This window comes from Shewanella sp. SR1, from assembly GCF_020447145.1.
GTDB lineage: Bacteria > Pseudomonadota > Gammaproteobacteria > Enterobacterales > Shewanellaceae > Shewanella > Shewanella baltica.
Map to the genome: position 1 here is coordinate 1 of NZ_JAJAEF010000029.1, position 20194 is coordinate 20194.

14 protein-coding genes and 13 tRNA genes are annotated in these 20194 nt (G+C 45.9%); 15 read left to right on the top strand and 12 right to left on the bottom strand.

Going from position 1 to position 20194, the window contains the following annotated elements:
• Positions 1-6: 6 nt before the first annotated feature.
• The 7 genes from KV201_RS19450 to gltX form a co-directional block, all read right to left on the bottom strand.
• Positions 7-82: transfer RNA gene (locus tag KV201_RS19450), tRNA-Glu, on the bottom strand.
• 118 nt (positions 83-200) lie between these two features.
• A tRNA-Glu gene (locus tag KV201_RS19455) sits at positions 201-276 on the bottom strand.
• 134 nt (positions 277-410) lie between these two features.
• Positions 411-486: transfer RNA gene (locus KV201_RS19460), tRNA-Ala, on the bottom strand.
• Positions 487-590: 104 nt separating this feature from the next.
• Positions 591-666: transfer RNA gene (locus KV201_RS19465), tRNA-Glu, on the bottom strand.
• 131 nt (positions 667-797) lie between these two features.
• Positions 798-873: transfer RNA gene (locus tag KV201_RS19470), tRNA-Glu, on the bottom strand.
• Between the two features lie 134 nt (positions 874-1007).
• Positions 1008-1083: transfer RNA gene (locus KV201_RS19475), tRNA-Ala, on the bottom strand.
• A gap of 104 nt (positions 1084-1187) precedes the next feature.
• Positions 1188-2597, bottom strand: a complete 1410-nt coding sequence (gene gltX / locus KV201_RS19480) for a glutamate--tRNA ligase (protein ID WP_063884724.1) — start codon at positions 2595-2597, stop codon at positions 1188-1190.
• A 615-nt stretch (positions 2598-3212) separates the two neighbouring features.
• Here gltX and KV201_RS19485 point away from each other — a divergent pair.
• The 13 genes from KV201_RS19485 to KV201_RS19545 all read left to right on the top strand — a co-directional run bounded on the left by KV201_RS19485 (position 3213) and on the right by KV201_RS19545 (position 11300).
• A tRNA-Val gene (locus tag KV201_RS19485) sits at positions 3213-3288 on the top strand.
• A gap of 74 nt (positions 3289-3362) precedes the next feature.
• A tRNA-Val gene (locus KV201_RS19490) sits at positions 3363-3438 on the top strand.
• A 39-nt stretch (positions 3439-3477) separates the two neighbouring features.
• Positions 3478-3553 (top strand) — tRNA-Val (locus KV201_RS19495).
• 48 nt (positions 3554-3601) lie between these two features.
• A tRNA-Val gene (locus KV201_RS19500) sits at positions 3602-3677 on the top strand.
• Between the two features lie 28 nt (positions 3678-3705).
• Positions 3706-3781: transfer RNA gene (locus KV201_RS19505), tRNA-Val, on the top strand.
• Between the two features lie 28 nt (positions 3782-3809).
• Positions 3810-3885, top strand: a tRNA-Val gene (locus KV201_RS19510).
• Between the two features lie 28 nt (positions 3886-3913).
• Positions 3914-3989, top strand: a tRNA-Val gene (locus tag KV201_RS19515).
• A gap of 171 nt (positions 3990-4160) precedes the next feature.
• Positions 4161-4391, top strand: a complete 231-nt coding sequence (locus KV201_RS19520; RefSeq protein WP_006082294.1) for a hypothetical protein — start codon at positions 4161-4163, stop codon at positions 4389-4391.
• A gap of 466 nt (positions 4392-4857) precedes the next feature.
• Positions 4858-5877, top strand: a complete 1020-nt coding sequence (locus KV201_RS19525; protein WP_071939600.1) for a TRAP transporter substrate-binding protein — start codon at positions 4858-4860, stop codon at positions 5875-5877.
• A gap of 59 nt (positions 5878-5936) precedes the next feature.
• On the top strand, positions 5937-6593 hold the full coding sequence (locus KV201_RS19530; RefSeq protein ID WP_006082296.1) for a TRAP transporter small permease: 657 nt from the start codon (positions 5937-5939) through the stop codon (positions 6591-6593).
• A complete protein-coding gene (locus KV201_RS19535) occupies positions 6593-7990 on the top strand; it encodes a TRAP transporter large permease (protein ID WP_006082297.1) in 1398 nt (465 codons plus the stop codon). Before KV201_RS19530 ends, KV201_RS19535 begins: the two co-directional genes overlap by 1 nt.
• A gap of 129 nt (positions 7991-8119) precedes the next feature.
• The gene (locus KV201_RS19540; protein ID WP_226060273.1) at positions 8120-9916 is read left to right on the top strand and encodes an ATP-binding protein; all 1797 of its coding nucleotides are present in this window, start codon (positions 8120-8122) and stop codon (positions 9914-9916) included.
• Between the two features lie 4 nt (positions 9917-9920).
• A complete protein-coding gene (locus KV201_RS19545; protein ID WP_006082299.1) occupies positions 9921-11300 on the top strand; it encodes a sigma-54 dependent transcriptional regulator in 1380 nt (459 codons plus the stop codon).
• 81 nt (positions 11301-11381) lie between these two features.
• Here the strand turns inward: KV201_RS19545 and KV201_RS19550 are convergent, their stop codons facing one another.
• A complete protein-coding gene (locus KV201_RS19550) occupies positions 11382-11831 on the bottom strand; it encodes a DMT family transporter (RefSeq protein ID WP_012197363.1) in 450 nt (149 codons plus the stop codon).
• Between the two features lie 9 nt (positions 11832-11840).
• Complete coding sequence (locus tag KV201_RS19555; protein WP_006082301.1) at positions 11841-12275, bottom strand: DMT family transporter; 435 nt, start codon at positions 12273-12275, stop codon at positions 11841-11843.
• Between the two features lie 96 nt (positions 12276-12371).
• Here KV201_RS19555 and KV201_RS19560 point away from each other — a divergent pair, with 96 nt between their 5' ends.
• Complete coding sequence (locus KV201_RS19560; protein ID WP_226060274.1) at positions 12372-13310, top strand: LysR family transcriptional regulator; 939 nt, start codon at positions 12372-12374, stop codon at positions 13308-13310.
• Between the two features lie 59 nt (positions 13311-13369).
• On the opposite strand, the gene KV201_RS19565 is transcribed toward KV201_RS19560, so the two are convergent.
• Complete coding sequence (locus KV201_RS19565) at positions 13370-13510, bottom strand: hypothetical protein (RefSeq protein ID WP_226060275.1); 141 nt, start codon at positions 13508-13510, stop codon at positions 13370-13372.
• Positions 13511-13600: 90 nt separating this feature from the next.
• The gene (locus KV201_RS19570; protein WP_226060276.1) at positions 13601-14848 is read right to left on the bottom strand and encodes an MFS transporter; all 1248 of its coding nucleotides are present in this window, start codon (positions 14846-14848) and stop codon (positions 13601-13603) included.
• A gap of 152 nt (positions 14849-15000) precedes the next feature.
• Here KV201_RS19570 and KV201_RS19575 point away from each other — a divergent pair, with 152 nt between their 5' ends.
• A complete protein-coding gene (locus tag KV201_RS19575; RefSeq protein WP_226060278.1) occupies positions 15001-15882 on the top strand; it encodes a LysR family transcriptional regulator in 882 nt (293 codons plus the stop codon).
• A 97-nt stretch (positions 15883-15979) separates the two neighbouring features.
• Here KV201_RS19575 and KV201_RS19580 read toward each other — a convergent pair whose 3' ends face one another.
• Positions 15980-19876: a S8 family serine peptidase gene (locus KV201_RS19580; protein ID WP_226060280.1), complete on the bottom strand. Its 3897-nt coding sequence runs from the start codon at positions 19874-19876 to the stop codon at positions 15980-15982.
• Between the last annotated feature and the right edge of the window lie 318 nt (positions 19877-20194).

A 20194-nucleotide genomic window follows, 5' to 3' on the forward strand; every position in this document is an offset into this window, starting at 1 on the left:
AAAATTTGGTATCCCCTAGGGGATTCGAACCCCTGTTACCGCCGTGAAAGGGCGGTGTCCTAGGCCTCTAGACGAAGGGGACCCGGACTTATGATTTAACTCGTAACCGAGTTTTGTAACACATTCACTTCAGTAGGCTAGGAAGTAAATGCTTTGTTCTTACCAAACAACTCGTTAGTTATCTGCTAGGAACCAAAATGTGGTATCCCCTAGGGGATTCGAACCCCTGTTACCGCCGTGAAAGGGCGGTGTCCTAGGCCTCTAGACGAAGGGGACCCCGGACATATTAATTTGAACTTATTGTTCCCGTTTAACATCTACGGTGTCCTAGGCACTCTCTTCTAAAGAAGGAAGGTGACCTCAGACATATTAATTCGAACTCACGTTCCTGCTTAATATCTACAGTAAATTGGTGGAGCTACACGGGATCGAACCGTGGACCTCTTGCATGCCATGCAAGCGCTCTCCCAGCTGAGCTATAGCCCCAAATTTTTGTCGACACTGCTAGCTTTAATAGCATGCGTATCAGCAGAAATTTAGATTTTGTTCGTACCAAACAACTCGTTAGTTATTCGACAGGAACCAATACTTGGTATCCCCTAGGGGATTCGAACCCCTGTTACCGCCGTGAAAGGGCGGTGTCCTAGGCCTCTAGACGAAGGGGACCCGGACTTATGATTTAACTCGTAACCGAGCTTTGTAACACATTCACTTCAGTAGGCTAGGAAGTAAATGCTTTGTTCTTACCAAACAACTCGTTAGTTATTTGCTAGGAACCACTCTCTATAAAAAATAGATGGTATCCCCTAGGGGATTCGAACCCCTGTTACCGCCGTGAAAGGGCGGTGTCCTAGGCCTCTAGACGAAGGGGACCCGGACATATTAATTTGAACTTATTGTTCCCGTTTAACATCTACGGTGTCCTAGGCGCTTTCTTCTAAAGAAGGAAGATGACCTCAGACATATTAATTCGAACTCACGTTCCTGCTTAACATCTGCAGTAAGTTTGGTGGAGCTACACGGGATCGAACCGTGGACCTCTTGCATGCCATGCAAGCGCTCTCCCAGCTGAGCTATAGCCCCAAACTTATTAAACTACATTTAAGTGCACTACAAGCATTTGCTCGTCTGTGTCTCAACTGCGTGGCGCATTCTATGCAGCGCACCTAAAAGTGTCAACTCGTTTTTTAGGAATTTATTCTATCTGCTACAAATTCAATCGCTTTGGATATTCTTTGCTCAGAACGGCTTCTTCCAATTAAAAATAATGTGATATCAAGGCCTGGTGACTGCCCTGCCCCTGTTACAGCGACACGTAAAGGCATACCAACCTTGCCCATACCCACATCTAATTCTGTTGCAGTGTCTTCAATCGCCTGATGGATAGCTTCTACAGTCCACTCAGTTAATGCGGCTAATTTTTGTTGAACCAGTTGCAATGGCTCTAACGCAACACCACGTAAATGCTTTTTCGCTTGGGCTTCATCAAACTCTGCAAAGTCTTCATAGAAATAGCGGCTAGAAGCGGCTAACTCTTTTAGTGTCTTAGCGCGTTCAGCTAATGCAGTAACCACTTCAGCTAATGCTGGGCCGTTTGACAGATCAATTTTTTGATCGTCCATGTGCCATTGTAAGTGTGTTGCCACATATTCTGGGGCAAGACTCTTTATATAGTGTTGGTTCAACCACACCAGTTTATCGGTATTAAAGGCAGAAGCGGCTTTATTGATATCACCGAGCTTAAAGTATTGTTTCATTTCTTCTAATGAGAAGATTTCTTGATCGCCATGTGACCAACCTAAACGTACTAGGTAGTTCAACAGTGCTTCTGGCAAATAGCCATCGTCACGGTACTGCATTACGCTCACTGCGCCATGACGCTTAGATAATTTCGCGCCATCATCACCGAGAATCATAGAGACGTGAGCATATTCTGGGATCGGCGCCCCTAATGCTTTAAGGATATTAATTTGACGCGGCGTATTGTTGATATGATCTTCACCACGAACCACACAAGTAATTCCCATATCCCAATCGTCAACGACCACACAGAAGTTATAAGTTGGCACACCATCGGTACGGGCGATGATCAAGTCATCTAATGCATCGTTAGAAAATTCGATACGGCCACGAACATGGTCATCAAATACCACTGAACCGCCGATAGGATTTTTGAAGCGCACGACAAATGGCTCATCAGTATCACGAGCGGGTAAGTCACGGCAGCAACCATCGTACTTTTGCGCTTCACCGTTGGCGGCTTGTGCTTCTCTTAACGCATCAATACGCTCACGTGAGCAATAGCATTTATATGCAGTGCCCTTTTCTAACATTTGGGCAATAATTTCGTTATAACGATCAAAACGCTTAGTTTGGTAATACGGGCCCTCGTCCCATGTCAAACCTAACCAGTTCATACCTTCTAAAATCGCATCGCAGGCGGCTTGAGTCGAACGCTCAATATCAGTGTCTTCAATGCGCAATACAAACTCACCGTTATTGGCACGAGCTTGTAACCAAGAATAAAGTGCTGTACGGGCACCACCAACATGTAAGAAACCAGTAGGACTAGGGGCAAAACGCGTCTTAGTTGTCATAATGGGACACTAACCTATATAAAGTCGTCTAGATAAAGACAATCACGATAAAAAAGTGGGCTTATTCTAACAGTCAAAGCAGGCGCTGCAAATGGGACAAGCTCTGCAGTATCACTTATCTAGTAAAATCGTGACGCAAAATCCCCTCCTTATATAGAGAAGCCTATATAAAGGTGCACATATAAAGTGATGCCACAGCTATCACCCGCAAACCTGCGCCCCATTTATCTGACTTAAGACTCATGGATTGATTTTCGCTACGCTTAGATCCCTGCCCTACTTTTGCCCCTATCATGCCTTCAGCTATAAATAGTGTGTCTTTGGCGCAACGCCTATACACCTCTATCCACTCAATCTCTAACATCTAATCATTGTGAGTCACTCACACCCTGTCATTTTATCGTCCGAAATGCTCACGAATAACATGAGTCTAGCTATCGCGGCATCCCAAACACCCAAATTGCACGCCATTGACAGGCGAATAAACTAACACTTTGATCGGCGGCGTGATTAGCATTAAGCCAATGCGAACAAAAATAGCGCGACCAATGCTTTTTTCACTAAAAAGCGTTGACACTAGATCGAACCTCCCTATAATACGGCTCCACACAGCGAGGTCGATTAGCTCAGCTGGGAGAGCACCTCCCTTACAAGGAGGGGGTCACTGGTTCGAGCCCAGTATCGACCACCATTGTTTTTATAGATATATTGTTTTTATACATAATTTGTAAAGAGATAATGGCTGTACAAAATAGTTATATCCCAGGTCGCTTAGCTCAGCTGGGAGAGCACCTCCCTTACAAGGAGGGGGTCACTGGTTCGAGCCCAGTAGCGACCACCATACAACTTAATGTACCTCATTGTGTGAAAGTCATTCCCAGGTCGCTTAGCTCAGCTGGGAGAGCACCTCCCTTACAAGGAGGGGGTCACTGGTTCGAGCCCAGTAGCGACCACCATTCTTCAGTGAATAATGACTTAATAATTGTGTAACATCAGAATTCCCAGGTCGCTTAGCTCAGCTGGGAGAGCACCTCCCTTACAAGGAGGGGGTCACTGGTTCGAGCCCAGTAGCGACCACCATATTCTGCAATACACAAGTTATATCCCAGGTCGCTTAGCTCAGCTGGGAGAGCACCTCCCTTACAAGGAGGGGGTCACTGGTTCGAGCCCAGTAGCGACCACCATATTCTGTAATACATAAGTTATATCCCAGGTCGCTTAGCTCAGCTGGGAGAGCACCTCCCTTACAAGGAGGGGGTCACTGGTTCGAGCCCAGTAGCGACCACCATATTCTGCAATACACAAGTTACATCCCAGGTCGCTTAGCTCAGCTGGGAGAGCACCTCCCTTACAAGGAGGGGGTCACTGGTTCGAGCCCAGTAGCGACCACCATATTTATCCCCCCAATAAACTTTACCAACACGCTGACTCAACTATGCTTGATCTCAATCAGCGAGTGCTAAATTTTTACTATTTCGCCTTTTATAATCCGTAAAATACCAAGCTCTATCGACACTCAGCCTGATTTCATTCTGCTTTTAGCATTGTTTGGAGATCAACATTATGGCCAGCGTCAGTCAATCCGCTTCTCTTGCCAATATTGCCGCTTATTTAAAGCATACCCACGCTTGCGATGAGCAAACGGCACTCAAGGAAGCACGGGAAGTCATGCATAATCTTGTCAGTATGCGCCAAAAGGGCTTTATTACCGGTTGGTACTTTGACGAACAAGGCCACTTAGAATTGTTGCCTAGCGATGCGATCCTAAAACGTATCCTTTTAGATGATGATTAACTGCACCAACTGCCCCTTTGTCTTGATTGACGACAAACGCCATCGACTTGACCACAATTAACCATACAATCAGCCTACACGGCTTATCCCAAAATAATCCATCACGCATTTTCAGCGTAGCGCATACTTTTGCGGCATTTTTTGATCTCAAAATAACTAAGTTTGTTTAATAAACCTGCACCTAAGAGGGCCGTCTATTTGAGGCAGATCCGCACCATGGGTGGGTTTCCACCCAAACAGAAAATCACTGTGAGCGAGATCTCACCCACAAAACTAAAAGTGTGACAAACATCAAATGAACTACACTTTAGTAACCAAACACTTACAGAAGTCAGTGTAAGTTGGCGTGGTATTTGCCTTTAGTAAGACAGACCTCAGGGAAATCAAGGCTGTATTCCTACTCAAACTTGGTAACAAACTAACCAAGACTGAGGACAAATCCTAACAACAGAAAAAGGAACTCAAGATGACATTGAATCAACAAACTGGATTGACCCGTCCACTCAAAACCTTAGTCAAAATGCTCGCCGTTGCCTCCGTGTTCGCAACCAGCTTTAACGTGTTTGCAGAACCTATTGAAATTAAGTTTTCGCACGTTGTGGCAGAAAATACACCTAAAGGCCAAATGGCACTTAAGTTTAAAGAACTCGTTGAACAACGTTTACCGGGTGAATACAAGGTCAGTGTATTTCCTAACTCACAGTTATTTGGGGATAACAACGAGTTAGCTGCACTACTGTTAAACGACGTGCAATTTGTTGCGCCGTCACTCTCAAAATTTGAACGTTACACTAAACGCCTACAAGTATTCGATTTACCTTTCCTCTTCAATGATATGGATGCGGTAAACCGTTTCCAACAAGGTGAAGCAGGTCAAACACTGCTGAACTCTATGACCCGTAAAGGGATTGTCGGTCTAGGTTATTTGCACAATGGCCTGAAACAGTTCTCGGCTAACACGCCACTTAAAAATCCATCTGATGCAAACGGCTTGAAGTTCCGCGTAATGGCATCTGATGTTTTGGCGGCTCAGTTTGATGCTGTAGGCGCTATCCCAGTGAAAAAACCCTTCTCTGAAGTATTTACCCTGCTGCAAACCCGCGCTATCGATGGTCAAGAAAACACATGGTCAAATACTTACTCACAAAAGTTTTATGAAGTGCAAAGCCAAATCACTGAAAGTAACCACGGTGTGCTCGACTATATGGTCGTGACCTCTGACACTTTCTGGAAAGGCTTACCCGCTGACAAACGTAAGATCATCAAAGAAGCTTTAGATGAATCTATCGCATTAGGTAATAAAATTGCCGCTGAGAAAGATAACCAAGACAAACAGTTAATCCTAGATTCTAAACGTTCACAGTTAGTGACTTTAACGCCTGCTGAACGTCAAAAATGGGTCGATGTGATGAAACCCGTTTGGGCTAAGTTTGAAGATCAAATCGGTAAAGATGTGATTGAAGCTGCTGTAGCTGCAAATAAATAATAATGATGATAGCCGCTTAACCTCAACCGAGGTTAAGCGGCCATTTCAGCGAGGGGATTATGGCTGTGATATCGCGAATATTTGGTTATTTTGAAGAAGGTGTGCTCAATTTATTGATCACTCTGATGACGTTGTTAGTGTTTTCAGAAGTCGTGGCACGATTCTTCTTCAATACGGGTTTTCTGTGGATCCAAGAACTCACACTGACCTTTTGCGGTTGGTTTGTGTTGTTTGGTATGTCTTATGGGGTAAAAGTTGGCGCGCACATTGGTGTCGATGCCTTCGTTAAAAACTTAGCGCCTCGGGCCAAAAAGATAACGTCCCTCGTTACCGCCTTTGTCTGTATTGTCTATTGCGGACTCTTTTTAAAAGGCAGTTGGGATTACTTAAGCCAGATGTATCAAATTGGTGTGCCTATGGAAGATATTAATTTCCCCCAATTTTTCTTAAAAAGCCTCGATCCAGACTTTGCTTGGAACACCTTAAGGATTGATGTTGAAGATGGCGCGGTACCAATTTGGTTATCCCAGAGCATCTTGATCATTGGTTTTTCGATGTTGACTTGGCGATTCGCCGAACTCTTTATTGCCATCCTACGTGACCAAGTCACTGGCTTCCAATTTGCCGATGAAGCGAAAGAAAGTATGCATTTAATCGATGAAAGCGTTAAAAACGCCAATGAAGAACCCGTCTCTGACGAAAAGGAGACTAAATAATGGCGATTGCAACCCTATTTACCGCTCTATTAGTGTGTATGTTTCTCGGTATGCCTATCGCTATCGCGTTAGGTTTTTCCAGCATGCTCACCATTTTGTTTTTCTCGAATGACTCCTTAGCCTCAGTGGCACTCAAACTGTATGAGTCTTCATCGGAGCATTACACTCTACTCGCTATCCCCTTCTTTATTCTGTCATCCGCCTTCCTCTCAACCGGTGGCGTCGCGAGACGGATTATCGATTTTGCCATGGACAGTATTGGACATGTCCGTGGTGGATTAGCGATGGCATCTGTTATGGCCTGTATGCTGTTTGCGGCGGTTTCAGGCTCATCACCCGCAACCGTAGCGGCGATTGGTTCAATCGTGATTGTGGGCATGGTTAAAGCGGGTTATCCCGAGAAGTTTGCGGCGGGGGTTATCACGACCTCAGGCACACTTGGTATTTTGATCCCACCGTCCATTGTGATGTTGGTGTATGCGGCAGCGACCGAAGTGTCCGCAGCAAGAATGTTTATGGCAGGTTTAATTCCAGGCTTAATGATGGGATTCATCCTGATGATCGTTATCTACATCGTCGCCCGCTTTAAGAACCTGCCTTCGCGTCCTTTTCCAGGCTTTAAACAACTGGGGATTTCAAGCGCTAAAGCTTTGGGTGGATTAGCACTCATCCTTATCGTACTCGGCTCTATCTATGGCGGCGTTGCTAGCCCGACTGAAGCTTCAGCTGTGGCTTGTATGTATGCGTACTTTATTGCGGTATTTGGTTACCGTGATATTGGGCCATTAAAAGAGGTGGCTTGGCGCAATCAAGGTGAAAGCTTACCTAAAGCCGCCGCACGTAACTTAGGTCACATGTTCCTTGGGCTAATTAAAACGCCTATCGACAAAGACATACGTAACGTAGTGCGTGATGGTGCTAAGGTCAGTATCATGCTGCTGTTTATCATAGCTAACGCTATGTTGTTCGCGCATGTATTAACCACTGAGCGTATTCCACATATTATCGCTGAGCATATCGTTAACATGGGTTTACCCGCTTGGGGCTTCCTGATCATCGTTAACTTACTGCTGCTTGCTGCCGGTAACTTTATGGAACCATCGGCAATTGTACTGATTATGGCGCCGATCCTCTTCCCTATCGCGACTCACTTAGGCATTGATCCTATACACTTAGGTATCATCATGGTGGTGAACATGGAGATAGGTATGCTCACGCCGCCGGTGGGGCTCAACCTCTTTGTTACCGCGGGGATCACGGGTAAGAGTATTGGCTGGGTCATTCAATCGGTTCTGCCTTGGTTACTGCTGATGTTAGCCTTCTTAACCTTGATCACTTACGTGCCACAGATTTCGCTCTTCTTACCTGAATGGTTGGATTCGATGCGTGGATATTAATCTGCAATGCAAGGTTGTGAGATTACCCCTTGATTACAGTTAGTTTTTAAGCGAGCCTAGTCAGGCTCGCTTTGTTTTATGATGCACAATCTCAGTGATTGATACCGTCGCTTTATCAGGATAGCCACCATGTTGCCCATGACGCCTAAGGCCAAGAAACGCCTCTTTCTCACTGTAGTGTTACTTGCAGGCCTATTTGCAACGCTCAAACTGACCTATTGGGTGCATTTGCATCAAGGTAAAATCGAGATCCAAACCCAATCGGAGAAACAACTGAAGGAGTTAGTCAGCTTTCTCGATGGTGCATTATCGCGCTACGAAAGTATTCCCCACGTGCTCTCGACGAACCCTATGCTCGCCAATGTACTGAACGATCAACAAAACCCCGATAAGATCCAAGAACTTAATTTATATCTCGAAGAAATCCAGCATGTCACTGAGGCGTCCGATATCTATCTGATTGATGCCTTAGGGATTGCGATTGCCGCCAGTAACTGGCAACAGAGTTTCTCTTTTATTGGCAAGGATTATTCCTTTAGACCCTATTACACCGATGCTATTTCGGGCAATCTAGGCCGTTATTATGCAGTGGGCACCAGCTCAGATAAGCGTGGGTTTTACTTCTCTTACCCTATATATCAGCAAGGCGGTAAAGGCATACTCGGCGCGATCATTGTCAAAGTGGACATTAGCGGTATCGAGCAGCAAAGCACGAGTATTGCCATTGCGGGTCAATATCAATTCCTTATCAGCGACCCTGAAGACATTGTTTTTATCTCTAGCGTCGATGAGTGGCGGTTAAAGTCACTCACTCCACTTACCCAAGCCAAACAATATGCGCTTAATGCATCAAAGCGTTACGCGGAACGCCCCATAGGTGAACTGTTGATGAAACCACCCTATGAGAGTGGCAGCCAAGCCATGCTCTACCAATTGCAAACGGGCAGAGATCATGAGCAATACATGGATAATCACCAGTTAATGGCCAAAGCTGGCTGGCGGGTGCACATCTTAGCGCCCATCAAACCCTTGCTGTCGTCTTTACCTGCACTAATGTTACTGTCAGCCAGTATTTATCTGTTGCTGGCACTCAGCATCTTGTTTAGCGCCGAGCGTCGCCGCAACCTACAGCGTATGCAGCTGGCACAAAGCCTGTTAGAACAGCGAGTCGAAGAACGGACTCAGGACTTGCAGCAGGCGAACCATCAACTGAAAGACACTCAGGATGAACTCATTCAAGCGGCAAAGCTGACAGTGATCGGCAGTTTATCTGCCAGCATTAACCATGAACTTAATCAGCCGCTTGCAGCACTGCGCAGCTACGCCCAAAATACTCAAACCTTTCTAGCCCGTAATATGCAAGATAAGGCACTGGATAATATCAAGATTATTATTGAACTGACCGATAGATTGGCCGATATTGTCGGCCAATTTAAAAGCTTCACTCGCAAGAGCCAAGGCACGGATAGCGCCACCGATATTGGCCGCTGTATCAAACAAGCGCTGACCATAGTTCAGCCCGCAATAGACAAGCAAGGCGTTGAACTCGATGTGCAGTTACCCAATGGCAACTATCAGGTTTGGGGCGATAAAGTCCGATTACAGCAAGTGTTTGTCAATATCATGAGCAACGCCATTGTCGCTATGCAACAATCGGTTAAACGCAGCTTGGTCATCCGCGTGACCAGTGAAGATAAGTTCTGCATCAGCATCCAAGATTCTGGCCCTGGCGTGCGTGAAAGCCAAATGGAAAAAATATTCGAACCTTACTTTACCACTAACGAGCGCCACGGATTAGGGCTGGGCTTATCGATTTCACAGCGTATTATCGAATCCATGCAAGGCCAAATTAACGTTGCCAATGCCGAAGAGGGTGGCGCCATTTTCCAGATTATTTTACCTATTTATTTGCTTGAGGAACGTTAGTCTCATGAGTGTGCCCAATTCCATCCAAGATTATTCTGTTCTCATCATCGACGATGAGCCGCACATAGGCACAGTTCTCGTTCAGCTATTTGAACTTGAGGGCATTAAGGCGCTCGCCACCACAGAGCCTAAAGGGATCGCTAAGCACCTGCATAAGGATTGGGCGGGAATGGTGATATCGGATGTCAACATGCCGCAATTAGATGGCATCAGCTTAATGCAACAAATCCGCCTGCAGGACCCCGACCTCCCCGTTGTGCTATTGACAGGGTTTGGGGATATCGCCATGGCAGTCAATGCCCTAAAGCAAGGCGCCTACGACTTTCTCGAAAAGCCCTTTAATAACGAGCATATACTCGATGTGGTCAAGCGCGCCTTAGATAAACGCAGCCTGACCCTAGAGAACCGTAAGCTTAAAAAGGATCTCGAAAGCCAGAGCGTACCGGGCCCTCGCATTTTGGGTAACAGCGTCGGCATCAACCGCATGCGCCACATCATAGATCAAGTGATAGATACCCCCGCTGACGTGTTAATCGAAGGTGAAACAGGCACAGGTAAAGAACTCGTCGCCCGCTATTTACACGATCACAGCAGCCGCAGCCAAGCCAACTTTGTCGCCATCAACTGTGGTGCGATCCCCGAAAACTTAATTGAAAGTGAGCTCTTTGGCGCCGAAGCAGGTGCCTTTACCGGCGTCGATAAGATGCGCATTGGTAAGTTTGAATACGCCAACGGCGGCACATTATTTTTAGATGAAATTGAAAGTACACCACTGTCGCTGCAAGTAAAACTGCTGCGGGTACTTGAAGATCGTAAAGTTGAACGCTTAGGGTCAAACAAAAGCATCAGCCTTGATATACGGGTAATCGCCGCCACTAAGGTGGATTTAAAGAGCCTGTGTGACACGGGGGAATTTCGCCAAGACTTGTTGTATCGCTTAAATCTGGTGACTGTGCCTATCCCTCCCCTGCGGGATCGCCGTGAAGATATTCCTTTGCTGTTCCTGCACTTTGCCCGCGTCGCATCGGCACGTTATCACAAAGCGCTTATTGCCTTAAATGCAGAGCAAAACGCCATTCTCACTTCCCACGACTGGCCGGGTAATGTGCGTGAGTTACGTAATCTTGCCGAACGCTTTGTACTGCTCGGCGGAGAAGCCGCCTTTGCTGGCACTTTGGGCAACACCCCAAGCCTGCACTCGAGTATGTCCTTGCTGCAACGAGTCGAGTTTTTTGAACGGGTACTGATTGAAGAAGCGCTCAGCCACAACAAGGGCAGCATTAAGCAAACGATGGAGCAGCTGGAACTGCCCCGTAAAACCCTCTACGACAAAATGCGTAAATATGATTTAGACCGCAAGCAATACATTAACTCCGATGACTAGCTCATTTCGATGACAAAAGAGTGCGAACCCAGCTTGAGCTGGGTTCGCTACCACAGCGTAAAAACGAGTCTGAATCACGTATTACGTCGACGTTTTATTACTTGAATGTATAAAATACAGTGCGATCGCCAAACAGATTACGGCGGCGATTCGACTTGTAGAAAAGTGAATCGTTTCATTGCCAAACCAGCCAAAATTATCAATCAACATACTCATTAGTAGCTGTCCAAAAATAACCGCAACGGTTGCGACGGCCGTACCTATCCGCTGAACGGCTAACACCATGATGACGATATAAGGCACGCCACACATTGCACCTAATAACTGCCATTTAGGCACATCCAACAGTGTCACTGCTTGAGGTGGTTCAAAATAAAAAATTAACAATCCAGTGATCAAGGCTCCAGTCGAAAAAGTTAAAAATGCACTGCGAAACACCCCCACTTTACTCCCCAGCTGTCCATTTATCGCTGCTTGCATACTCAAGGTAGCACCGCCAATCACAGCCAACATAATCATAATCAATGTCATAACTCGCCCTTAACTTTGCGCCATCAGCACTAATGCTGCAACGATAAATAGCAGTGCAACAATACGTTTAGTATCAATTCGTCTATGCGCTGTACCAAATAAACCGTAGTGGTCAATCAGCAAACTCTTCGCAACTTGGCCCGCTAAAATACCGATCATTGTCATAGCAATCCCAATTGCTGGGGTTGCGATAGTCAGTATCACCACATAAATAGGGCCCAGCACGCCGCCCGTTAATGTCCAGGAGGGTTGCGCGAAAAATGAGGGACTATTTCGAGGACTGAAAAACAGCATCAAGATAAAGGTGAGTGCTGCGCCGACACCGAAAATGCTAAAGGTTGCCCATAACTCCCCGACTTCAGCACCTAAAGGTCCTAGGAGGCCCGCTTCAACGGATAATCCCGCCCCTCCTAGCACAACAAAAAAAATCATTAAAAACTGCATACATAAGCTCCTGTGATTAAGGGCAGCAAGAGTACCCTAGTCGATAAAACCAATAAATGAGACAATGCAGGAAACACCTGTGCAGAATTTGCAAAAATGAATGATATAAACTCAATCAATATGCGAGCGTTAAAGTTTTTTATCGGCGTTTATGACAGCAAAAGCTATTCTGTTGTGGCTCGAAAGGAAGGCGTCTCTCCCTCGATGATTTCCAGAGTCATCAGCCAATTAGAAGATTCTCTGGGACAGCAGCTGTTTTATCGAAATACCAGAGCAATCATACCCACGGAATCGGGCAGGATTTTCATTGAATATGCGCGTTCCATGGCAGATCAACTGAATGAAGTCCGCAATGAATTATTAGGTAGGACGATAGAACCTAAGGGATTGATCAGAATTAATGCCCCGGTTTTTTTCGGGCAGCGACATATTGCGCCTTGGTTAGCGGGGTTTTTAAGGCGATATCCGCAGGTACAAGTGGAACTCACACAAACAGACGATTATATCGATCCGCATGTTAGTGCCGCCGATATTATCTTTCGTATTGGCACTTTGGTTGATTCATCACTCCACTCAAGAATACTGGGAAGCCAAACCTATCATCTTGCGGCGTCCAAAGCGTATATAGCACTGCATGGCATGCCCACTGAACCCGCCGATCTCAAAAACCATCAATGCCTAGTCTATAGCGGATCTTCGGGTCAAAATCGCTGGTTTTTTAACAAGAACAAGACGACATGGCTGCATCAGCCTATCACCCCAATCCTCACCTCAAATAATGCGGAAACATTACTCATAGCCGCATTAAATGATATGGGAATCGTCCTCTTTCCTGACTGGTTAATCGGTGACTCTCTTAAAAATGGACAACTTATTTCATTGCTCACGGATTGCGAATCAGCGATAAAAATTGATCAGCATTATATTACTGCGATTTACCCAAATTCTCGCACTCCCTCATTGAATGTCCGCGCTGTGATTGACTACTTTCTTGAGGTGTATGGCAATCCGCCCTATTGGAAATATCAAGGTTAATAAATCGCTGCACTTAAGCTGCAACAGATGCATTAAATCAGAACGCTTAGTGGATGAGCTTAAATATCGACCATAAGACTCAAGGCATGAAACTCAGCCCCACATTCCGCATAACGAGTATGATTTGCAGGTTTGAGCCAGCTGATCAAACGACCCACACCAAAAACGAAGGCCAACAGTTGATGTTGGCCTTCATTCATTTGATTTAATCACTTGATATAATAGCTTAGCGACTACGTTTACGTTTACGTTTACGTTTCTTGCTTTAACAACAATAGCCCTGTCAAAGCCTATGCAAGCGCACGAACATCATTGGTTTGATGGTAGTCCAAACGAGTGATGGCCAAGGCAATCAAAGCCAGTAAGGTTAACGACCCCATTACCACGCCGCGCCACTGCGCCTCATGCCAAAACATCATCAAATAAGGGCCGCCAATCGCCGCGCCTAAATAGTAACAGCATAAATACAGTGATGTCGCCTTAGCCCGATCGCGACTGGCGCGCATCGCGACAAAGGAATTACAGCAACTGTGGGTGAGGAAGAAGCCACAGGCTGTCATCAAAAAACCTAAGCTAATGGTTAAAGTGGTATCAAACAGGGTCAGTAAGCTTCCGAGCAACATCACGCACCAAGACCACTGATATAACTTATGTTGGCCAAATTTGGCAAGCCATTTCGCGGTGAAATACGACGCAATAGTGCCGCTGGAATAACACAGGAAAATCAAGGTTGCTTGAAAGCGGCTCCATTCATAGGGCGCCGCCATCAAATGCAACTGAATAAAACTAAATTGATTCACCATCATCATAAAGGTTAAGCCGCCAATCGCGAAGACCAAGCGCATTTGTGCATCGGTGAGATGATGGCTAAAGCCATGAAGATCTTGGGCTAAACGGGCGCGTTTTGATAAAGAGGGCTCAGTTTTACTCTTTGACATGGCCTGCGCATCGGCAAGTGAAGGCAGCAAATAGTTCACTAAAGCCACGCCTGCTAAGGTGACTAAAAACAGCAGCCACATGGATTCTTGCCAAGATAAAAACTGCGACATAACGCCGCCGAGTAAACGGCCAACAATGCCACCAATGCTATTCGCCATAATGTAAATGCCCGCGGCTTTGAGCATAGTGCTCGGTGACAACTGCTCCTTAAAGTACGCCATAGCAATCGCTGGCACGGCAGCGAGTAATGCACCTTGCAGCAATCGCACTAGCACTAGCCCATTAAAATCCGGTGCCCAAATCAACAATAAGTTAGATAGCGCCAACAACCACAGGCTGACAATAATCGGTGTGTGTCGACCGATACGGTCTGACAGTACCGCATACAAGAGCAATGAAAAGGCCAAGGAAAAACTGGTTACCGACAGGATTAACGTCGCTTTAGACCCTGAAACCGCAAAATGCTCCGCAATTAGCGGCAGCATGCCTTGCATCAGATACAAGTTGATATACACCACCACAGAGGCAACACATAGCGCCCACATCAGTCGGGTATCACGCTGTTTATGATCAATCATAGTATCTAACACGGCTTGCACAGGAGCCTCGACAAAGCATCACTCATAGGATAGACAAAGGTTATCACTGGGCATAACATAACAATAATAGATAATATCTATCGCCATCATTGATTTTTGTTATAGCCACAACGCACCGACCTTGCCACTATTCAACAGTATGGGCCCGATTGATGGATATCCGCCAACTCAAACATTTAGATGCCCTTGCCAGCACTGGCAGCTTTACCGCCGCAGCCAAGAAACTGAATATGGCCCAACCGGCGTTAAGCCAAAGTATCAAGCGCTTAGAAGTCGCACTCGGCGTGACTTTGGTCAATCGTACGAGCAACAAGAATGACAAGCTACTCGCACTCACGGCCGAAGGTTTAGTCCTGCATCAACATGCCACTTTGATCCTGAAACAGATGAAGCAGGCCGAAGCGCAAATCCGTGCCATGGCCAATCTCACCTCGGGGGAAGTCCGCATTGCCGTACCGGGCATGCTGGGGTCTTTCTACCTGCCCTCGCGCTTAATGGCTTTTCGGCATAAATACCCCGAGTTAAAACTATCACTGTTTGAAGGCGGGACGCGGGACGCACTGCGTATGTTGCAACAGGAAGAAGTGGATATAGCGATCATTACCGCCCAAGACCTACAACCCGAATTTGATAGTCAGCTGTTGATCCGTGAGCAAATGGTGATCGCTATGGGAGCCGAACACCCTTTAGCGGAACATAGCGCCGTCAGTCTCAATGATTTTTTCGACCATGAATTAGTGATGTTCAAGACAGGTTATTTCCACCGCGAGTGGATCTTATCGCAAGCCAAGGATCTGGGGAAAAAGCCCAATGTCGCCTTCGAGACTAATCTGATCAACCTTATCAAACAGATTGTTTCCCAAGGATTTGGGATCACCAGCGTGCTCGAAATGGCAATAAGTTCAAAAGATGACATTTTAGCTAAACCCTTCGATCCACCGGTATTTTTGAACCTGCATATCGCATGGAAAAAACAACGCCCCGTCAGTCAAGCAGACCGTGCCTTTGTCGATTTTTTGATGAGTAATCGCTAACCTCAATCGATTAAAACAAAAAGGGCTGATATCAATATCAGCCCTTCTCTATTTACTATTAAATTACTGTTAAACCTTTCGATTTAACCCTGAGCGATTAGCCTTGTTTACGACGACCAAAGGCAAACGGTAGCAATAATAAGCTTAACCAACCTAATGAACCACCATCATCTTTCTTAGCTGGTGTTTCAGTCACAGACACAGATACGACACTTGAATCTTTGTTGCCATGGTTGTCCGCTACAGTAAGTTGGAATGACACTGTTTGAGCTGTACCACTCACTTCTGGCGCCACTAGATTAAGCTTGGCTGCATTAGCGTCAAAGTTAAAGCTCGCGCCGCCTAACTGAGTCCATTTGTAGGTTAATGGATCATTGTTGGCATCGGATGACTTGCTCGCATCGATAAACAGTGGTTTACCTTCTTGAACAGACACCGGTGCTTCAATCACTGCCACTGGCGCTACTTCTGGAACATCAAATTGATATTCTTGCTTCAAGATTTCAGCCGACTCGTTGTTCACTTTGTTGGTCAAAGTCACAAGGTTGTCTTGGCTTGCCTTACGTGGCACTAAGTCAAACGTCACATCTTGCGCCGCGGCACCAGAGGCCATCTCGATAGTCCAAGTGATCTTATTGCCCACTTGCGTACCTTGATGGCTGATATTAGCCACTTCATGACCTTCTGGTAATAACGCTTCTAAGGTGTAAACGCGGGTTTCTTGCGTTTTGTTCGCTTCGACACGGGTCTTCATCACTTTAGCGGCGCCTGGCGTTAACTCGCCAGAAACAGTGCTACCTAGAGGCGGTAAAACATCATCACTGACGCGCTCAAATATAACCGGAATTTTAACCGGTGCGACTTTGTCGTCAGTGGTGGTCAGAGTCAGCATTGCCAAGCCTGCATCGCCCACTAACATCGCTTGTTTCCAAGCTAAGTTGACGTTGAAATCTTTATGATCACCGGTAAGATTTGCCGTTAAGTTATCACCCGCTTCATCGTATAAGGTCACTTGTTTCAAACTAAAAGCATCATCCGCATCGGCTGCTGATGCCTGATAGTTTTGTATCACGACGATATATTCACCTTTCACTGGGTTCTTAATAGACACACTTTCTTTTGAACCACCAAACGCAGAAGATGCCGCCATAGAAAGCTTACTACCATCTTTCTTATCGAGTATCACAAACATGTCTAAGTCAGGAGACGTGGTATTACCGATTGATGCATTGAAAAATAACGCTTTGTCTTCAACGTTAAAGCTAAATACTTTTACGCCATCGGCCAAATCATCAAATGCACTATCGGTATTTGAATCCTGTTTCACACTTGATTCATAAGTGTCGCTTAATTTAAGTGCAGTCACTGTCGCCGCAACACCCGGTAGATCAATCGCTTTTAAGTGAGCTAAATTGCGCTCATCGGCATCACGTGAGGCTGAAACATTAACAACCGCAGGTAAGTCGCGTTTAGCAATCTTAGCCACGATCGGCATGTTAGCCGTTGGGAAGGCTTCCGAAGCTAATACTAAGTTACCAAAGCCCCAACTTGCACCCACGTCAGTCACATCAGCAGTCACTGTGATAGTTTGGCTCTCACCTTTTTTCAGGTTGAAGCTTTCTGGCGTCACAGTTAACGCGAACTTATCTGTTGCGGAAACACCTTTTGCAGTCCAGCTACCGTCAGCCGTTGCAGTGACAGTACGTGTCCAAGTACAAGTATCGATACAACGTGAATCAGCCATGCTTGGAATGTTTAGCTTACGTGGATCGCCACCTGTTGTAGGGTTAGCAATCTCGTAGTTTAAAGCACTTTCATCCATCACTAAGCCAGATTTTGCCGCTAAATCCACACGAATACGGCCTGCGCCTACGTCAAACGGATCTGCAACGGTTTTACCATCGGCTTTTTTCATGGCTTGGGCTGTCGTTGCTGTCATCATTAACGCAGAACGAATGTTATCTGGCGTCCAATCCTTATGCAGCGATTTAAGTAACGCGCCAGCACCGGCAACATGAGGACTCGCCATTGAAGTACCTGACATCAAAGTGAAATCAGCAGGATCAGTCCCCGTCTTATCATGGCCAAACTGTTGATCTGAATAAGCAGCGTAGATGTCACTGCCCGGTGCAGCAACATAAGGCACCAGTACATCGTTAGTCAGGTTAGGTCCAATCAAGGAGCTGGCAGCTAAAACATCCGCTTCTTTACTGACCACTTTAGGGGTTGGAGACAGCGTGATTTCAAGCGCTGGATTTGCCGCCATAGCAGCAATCAGTTCTAAGCCATCGATATCGCCAATAAATACCGCTGGAATATCCAATTTATCTAGCCCAGACATGGTCAGACGCGCATTATTTTCACCATCTCTATTGAAAACAATCACACCCTTAGCGCCAGCTTTCATCGCCGCAGCGACTTTAATATCGAATGAACAACCACCGCGTCTTAAAACAGCGATCTTGTCTTTAAAAGCATCCGCAGCGAATGGTTTACAGGCTTCAAAATTAGCGGCATCGATTGTGCCAGCATAAACAGGTACACCTTTGAGCACTTCAGTTTGAACCGGGCCAGAGCCAGCAGTGTAGTGGTAGTTTTTACCATTAAATTCAACGGCGCGAACTATGTCGCGATTGTGGGTCGAGTTAGCAACCGAAGTATACCAAGGCGCATTTTTAGGCGTAGAGTAAGGTGTTTGATTAATAGCAGGGCTAGTGTTTGTCGCGGCACGTGTGTTACCCGCAGCAACGGCAGCAAAAATACCCGCATTACGCGCAGCTAAGAAACCTTGTTCTGTTGCACTATTCCACGGATTTCCACCACCGCTGATTGAAAAGTTAATCACATCGACGCCATCTTTGATTGCATCGTCTAACGCTTTTAAAATAGGTGCGGTCGGGCAGCCAGAATAAGTGTCGCCCGCATTACCCGGATTACAGATTTGATAAGCTATGATGTTTGCATGTGGTGCAACACCTGAGATTTGCGCAAATTCAAGACCCGTCGCAATACCATCACCTTCTAACTTACCGGTTTCACCTTGCACATAAGGGACATTCACTAAAATGTTACCCGCTGCTGTACTGGCGACATGCGAACCGTGTCCGCCGTAATCCTCACCATTTTTTGCCGGAGGGGTGTCACCATACACTTTTACGTCATCAAAGTTATTGGTGATTTCTGGATAGCTACGGACACCGATCAGTTTATCGTTACACATGCTGGCGAAATCAGTTTTACAGTCACCAATATAGATGCCTTGACCTAATGGGTTTGTGTGGTCATAACCATCTTGACCAACATCCGCAAATGAAGCATGGTCAGAGTTAATGCCTGAGTCGATGATACCGACAATCACACCTTCACCCATGGCTTTCGTGCCCGTTGCACTGCCATCCCATACATTTGGAGAACCGATAAGCGCTTGGCTGACGTCGGTTTCCATTTGTTCCATGCGTTCGCGCTCAACAAAAGCAACCTCAGGTAACTCAGCCATTTTCTTAGCTTGAGCTTGAGTCATGCGAACCGCCATACCGTTTAACGCATACTGATAGGTCGTTAATGGCTGCAGATTGGTGCCAATTGCCGCACTCGCGTTAGCTAAAAATCGGTTTTGTTTGACTTTCAAATAGCTTACATAACTTTTGACTTCAGGTCTTGAAGCATCGAGCTTGCCATTCACAGCGACTTTTGAAGTGCCACTTGTCTGCACTCTCTGTGAGCTCGTCGCTTTAAAGCCAGGAGTCGTTCCTTGATAATTGGCGACTGAACTGTCACGTAAACGAACGATATAAGTAAATTCACCCTCGCCTAAATCCGCTTCTGGTACAAACTTAACTTCAGCTCCGGCGGCATTACCGCGTAATGACGTGGCTTGTAGTTCACTTGGAATATCTAACTGCAAGGTTTCACCCGTAGGTGATAAAACTGTTTGCGCATTTGCCGCCGACGATAGCAGCGCCATAGACACTGCTAGTGCTATTTTAGTTTTCATTGTGACTTCCCTAATTCTTATAAGTTGTATGATTTATAAAACTCAGGTTGGTGGCATGAACACACTGCAACAACCAAGAACGTCACCTGTAACTGACATTTTTTATGAATAACCATTCAATTTACTGTGATGATGATCACTGAGTTTTATCGCGATAACTTGTAACACGCAAAGATACAAATTAAAACACCAAGTTAACAGAACGTTACTCAGTAAATCGTATATCAGCTTCTATTTATCTTAAAAAAGAGAAATAGATTGTTTCGCAGGTTGAATAGCCGGTAAATTAAAGCTCATAAACAAAAATGTGAAATACAA

Coding starts and splice junctions, on each gene's coding strand:
- gltX (WP_063884724.1), bottom strand. CDS start 2,597: ATGACAACTAAGACGCGTTTTGCCCCTAGTCCTACTGGTTTCTTACAT.
- KV201_RS19520 (WP_006082294.1), top strand. CDS start 4,161: ATGGCCAGCGTCAGTCAATCCGCTTCTCTTGCCAATATTGCCGCTTAT.
- KV201_RS19525 (WP_071939600.1), top strand. CDS start 4,858: ATGACATTGAATCAACAAACTGGATTGACCCGTCCACTCAAAACCTTA.
- KV201_RS19530 (WP_006082296.1), top strand. CDS start 5,937: ATGGCTGTGATATCGCGAATATTTGGTTATTTTGAAGAAGGTGTGCTC.
- KV201_RS19535 (WP_006082297.1), top strand. CDS start 6,593: ATGGCGATTGCAACCCTATTTACCGCTCTATTAGTGTGTATGTTTCTC.
- KV201_RS19540 (WP_226060273.1), top strand. CDS start 8,120: ATGTTGCCCATGACGCCTAAGGCCAAGAAACGCCTCTTTCTCACTGTA.
- KV201_RS19545 (WP_006082299.1), top strand. CDS start 9,921: ATGAGTGTGCCCAATTCCATCCAAGATTATTCTGTTCTCATCATCGAC.
- KV201_RS19550 (WP_012197363.1), bottom strand. CDS start 11,831: ATGACATTGATTATGATTATGTTGGCTGTGATTGGCGGTGCTACCTTG.
- KV201_RS19555 (WP_006082301.1), bottom strand. CDS start 12,275: ATGCAGTTTTTAATGATTTTTTTTGTTGTGCTAGGAGGGGCGGGATTA.
- KV201_RS19560 (WP_226060274.1), top strand. CDS start 12,372: ATGAATGATATAAACTCAATCAATATGCGAGCGTTAAAGTTTTTTATC.
- KV201_RS19565 (WP_226060275.1), bottom strand. CDS start 13,510: ATGAATGAAGGCCAACATCAACTGTTGGCCTTCGTTTTTGGTGTGGGT.
- KV201_RS19575 (WP_226060278.1), top strand. CDS start 15,001: ATGGATATCCGCCAACTCAAACATTTAGATGCCCTTGCCAGCACTGGC.
- KV201_RS19580 (WP_226060280.1), bottom strand. CDS start 19,876: ATGAAAACTAAAATAGCACTAGCAGTGTCTATGGCGCTGCTATCGTCG.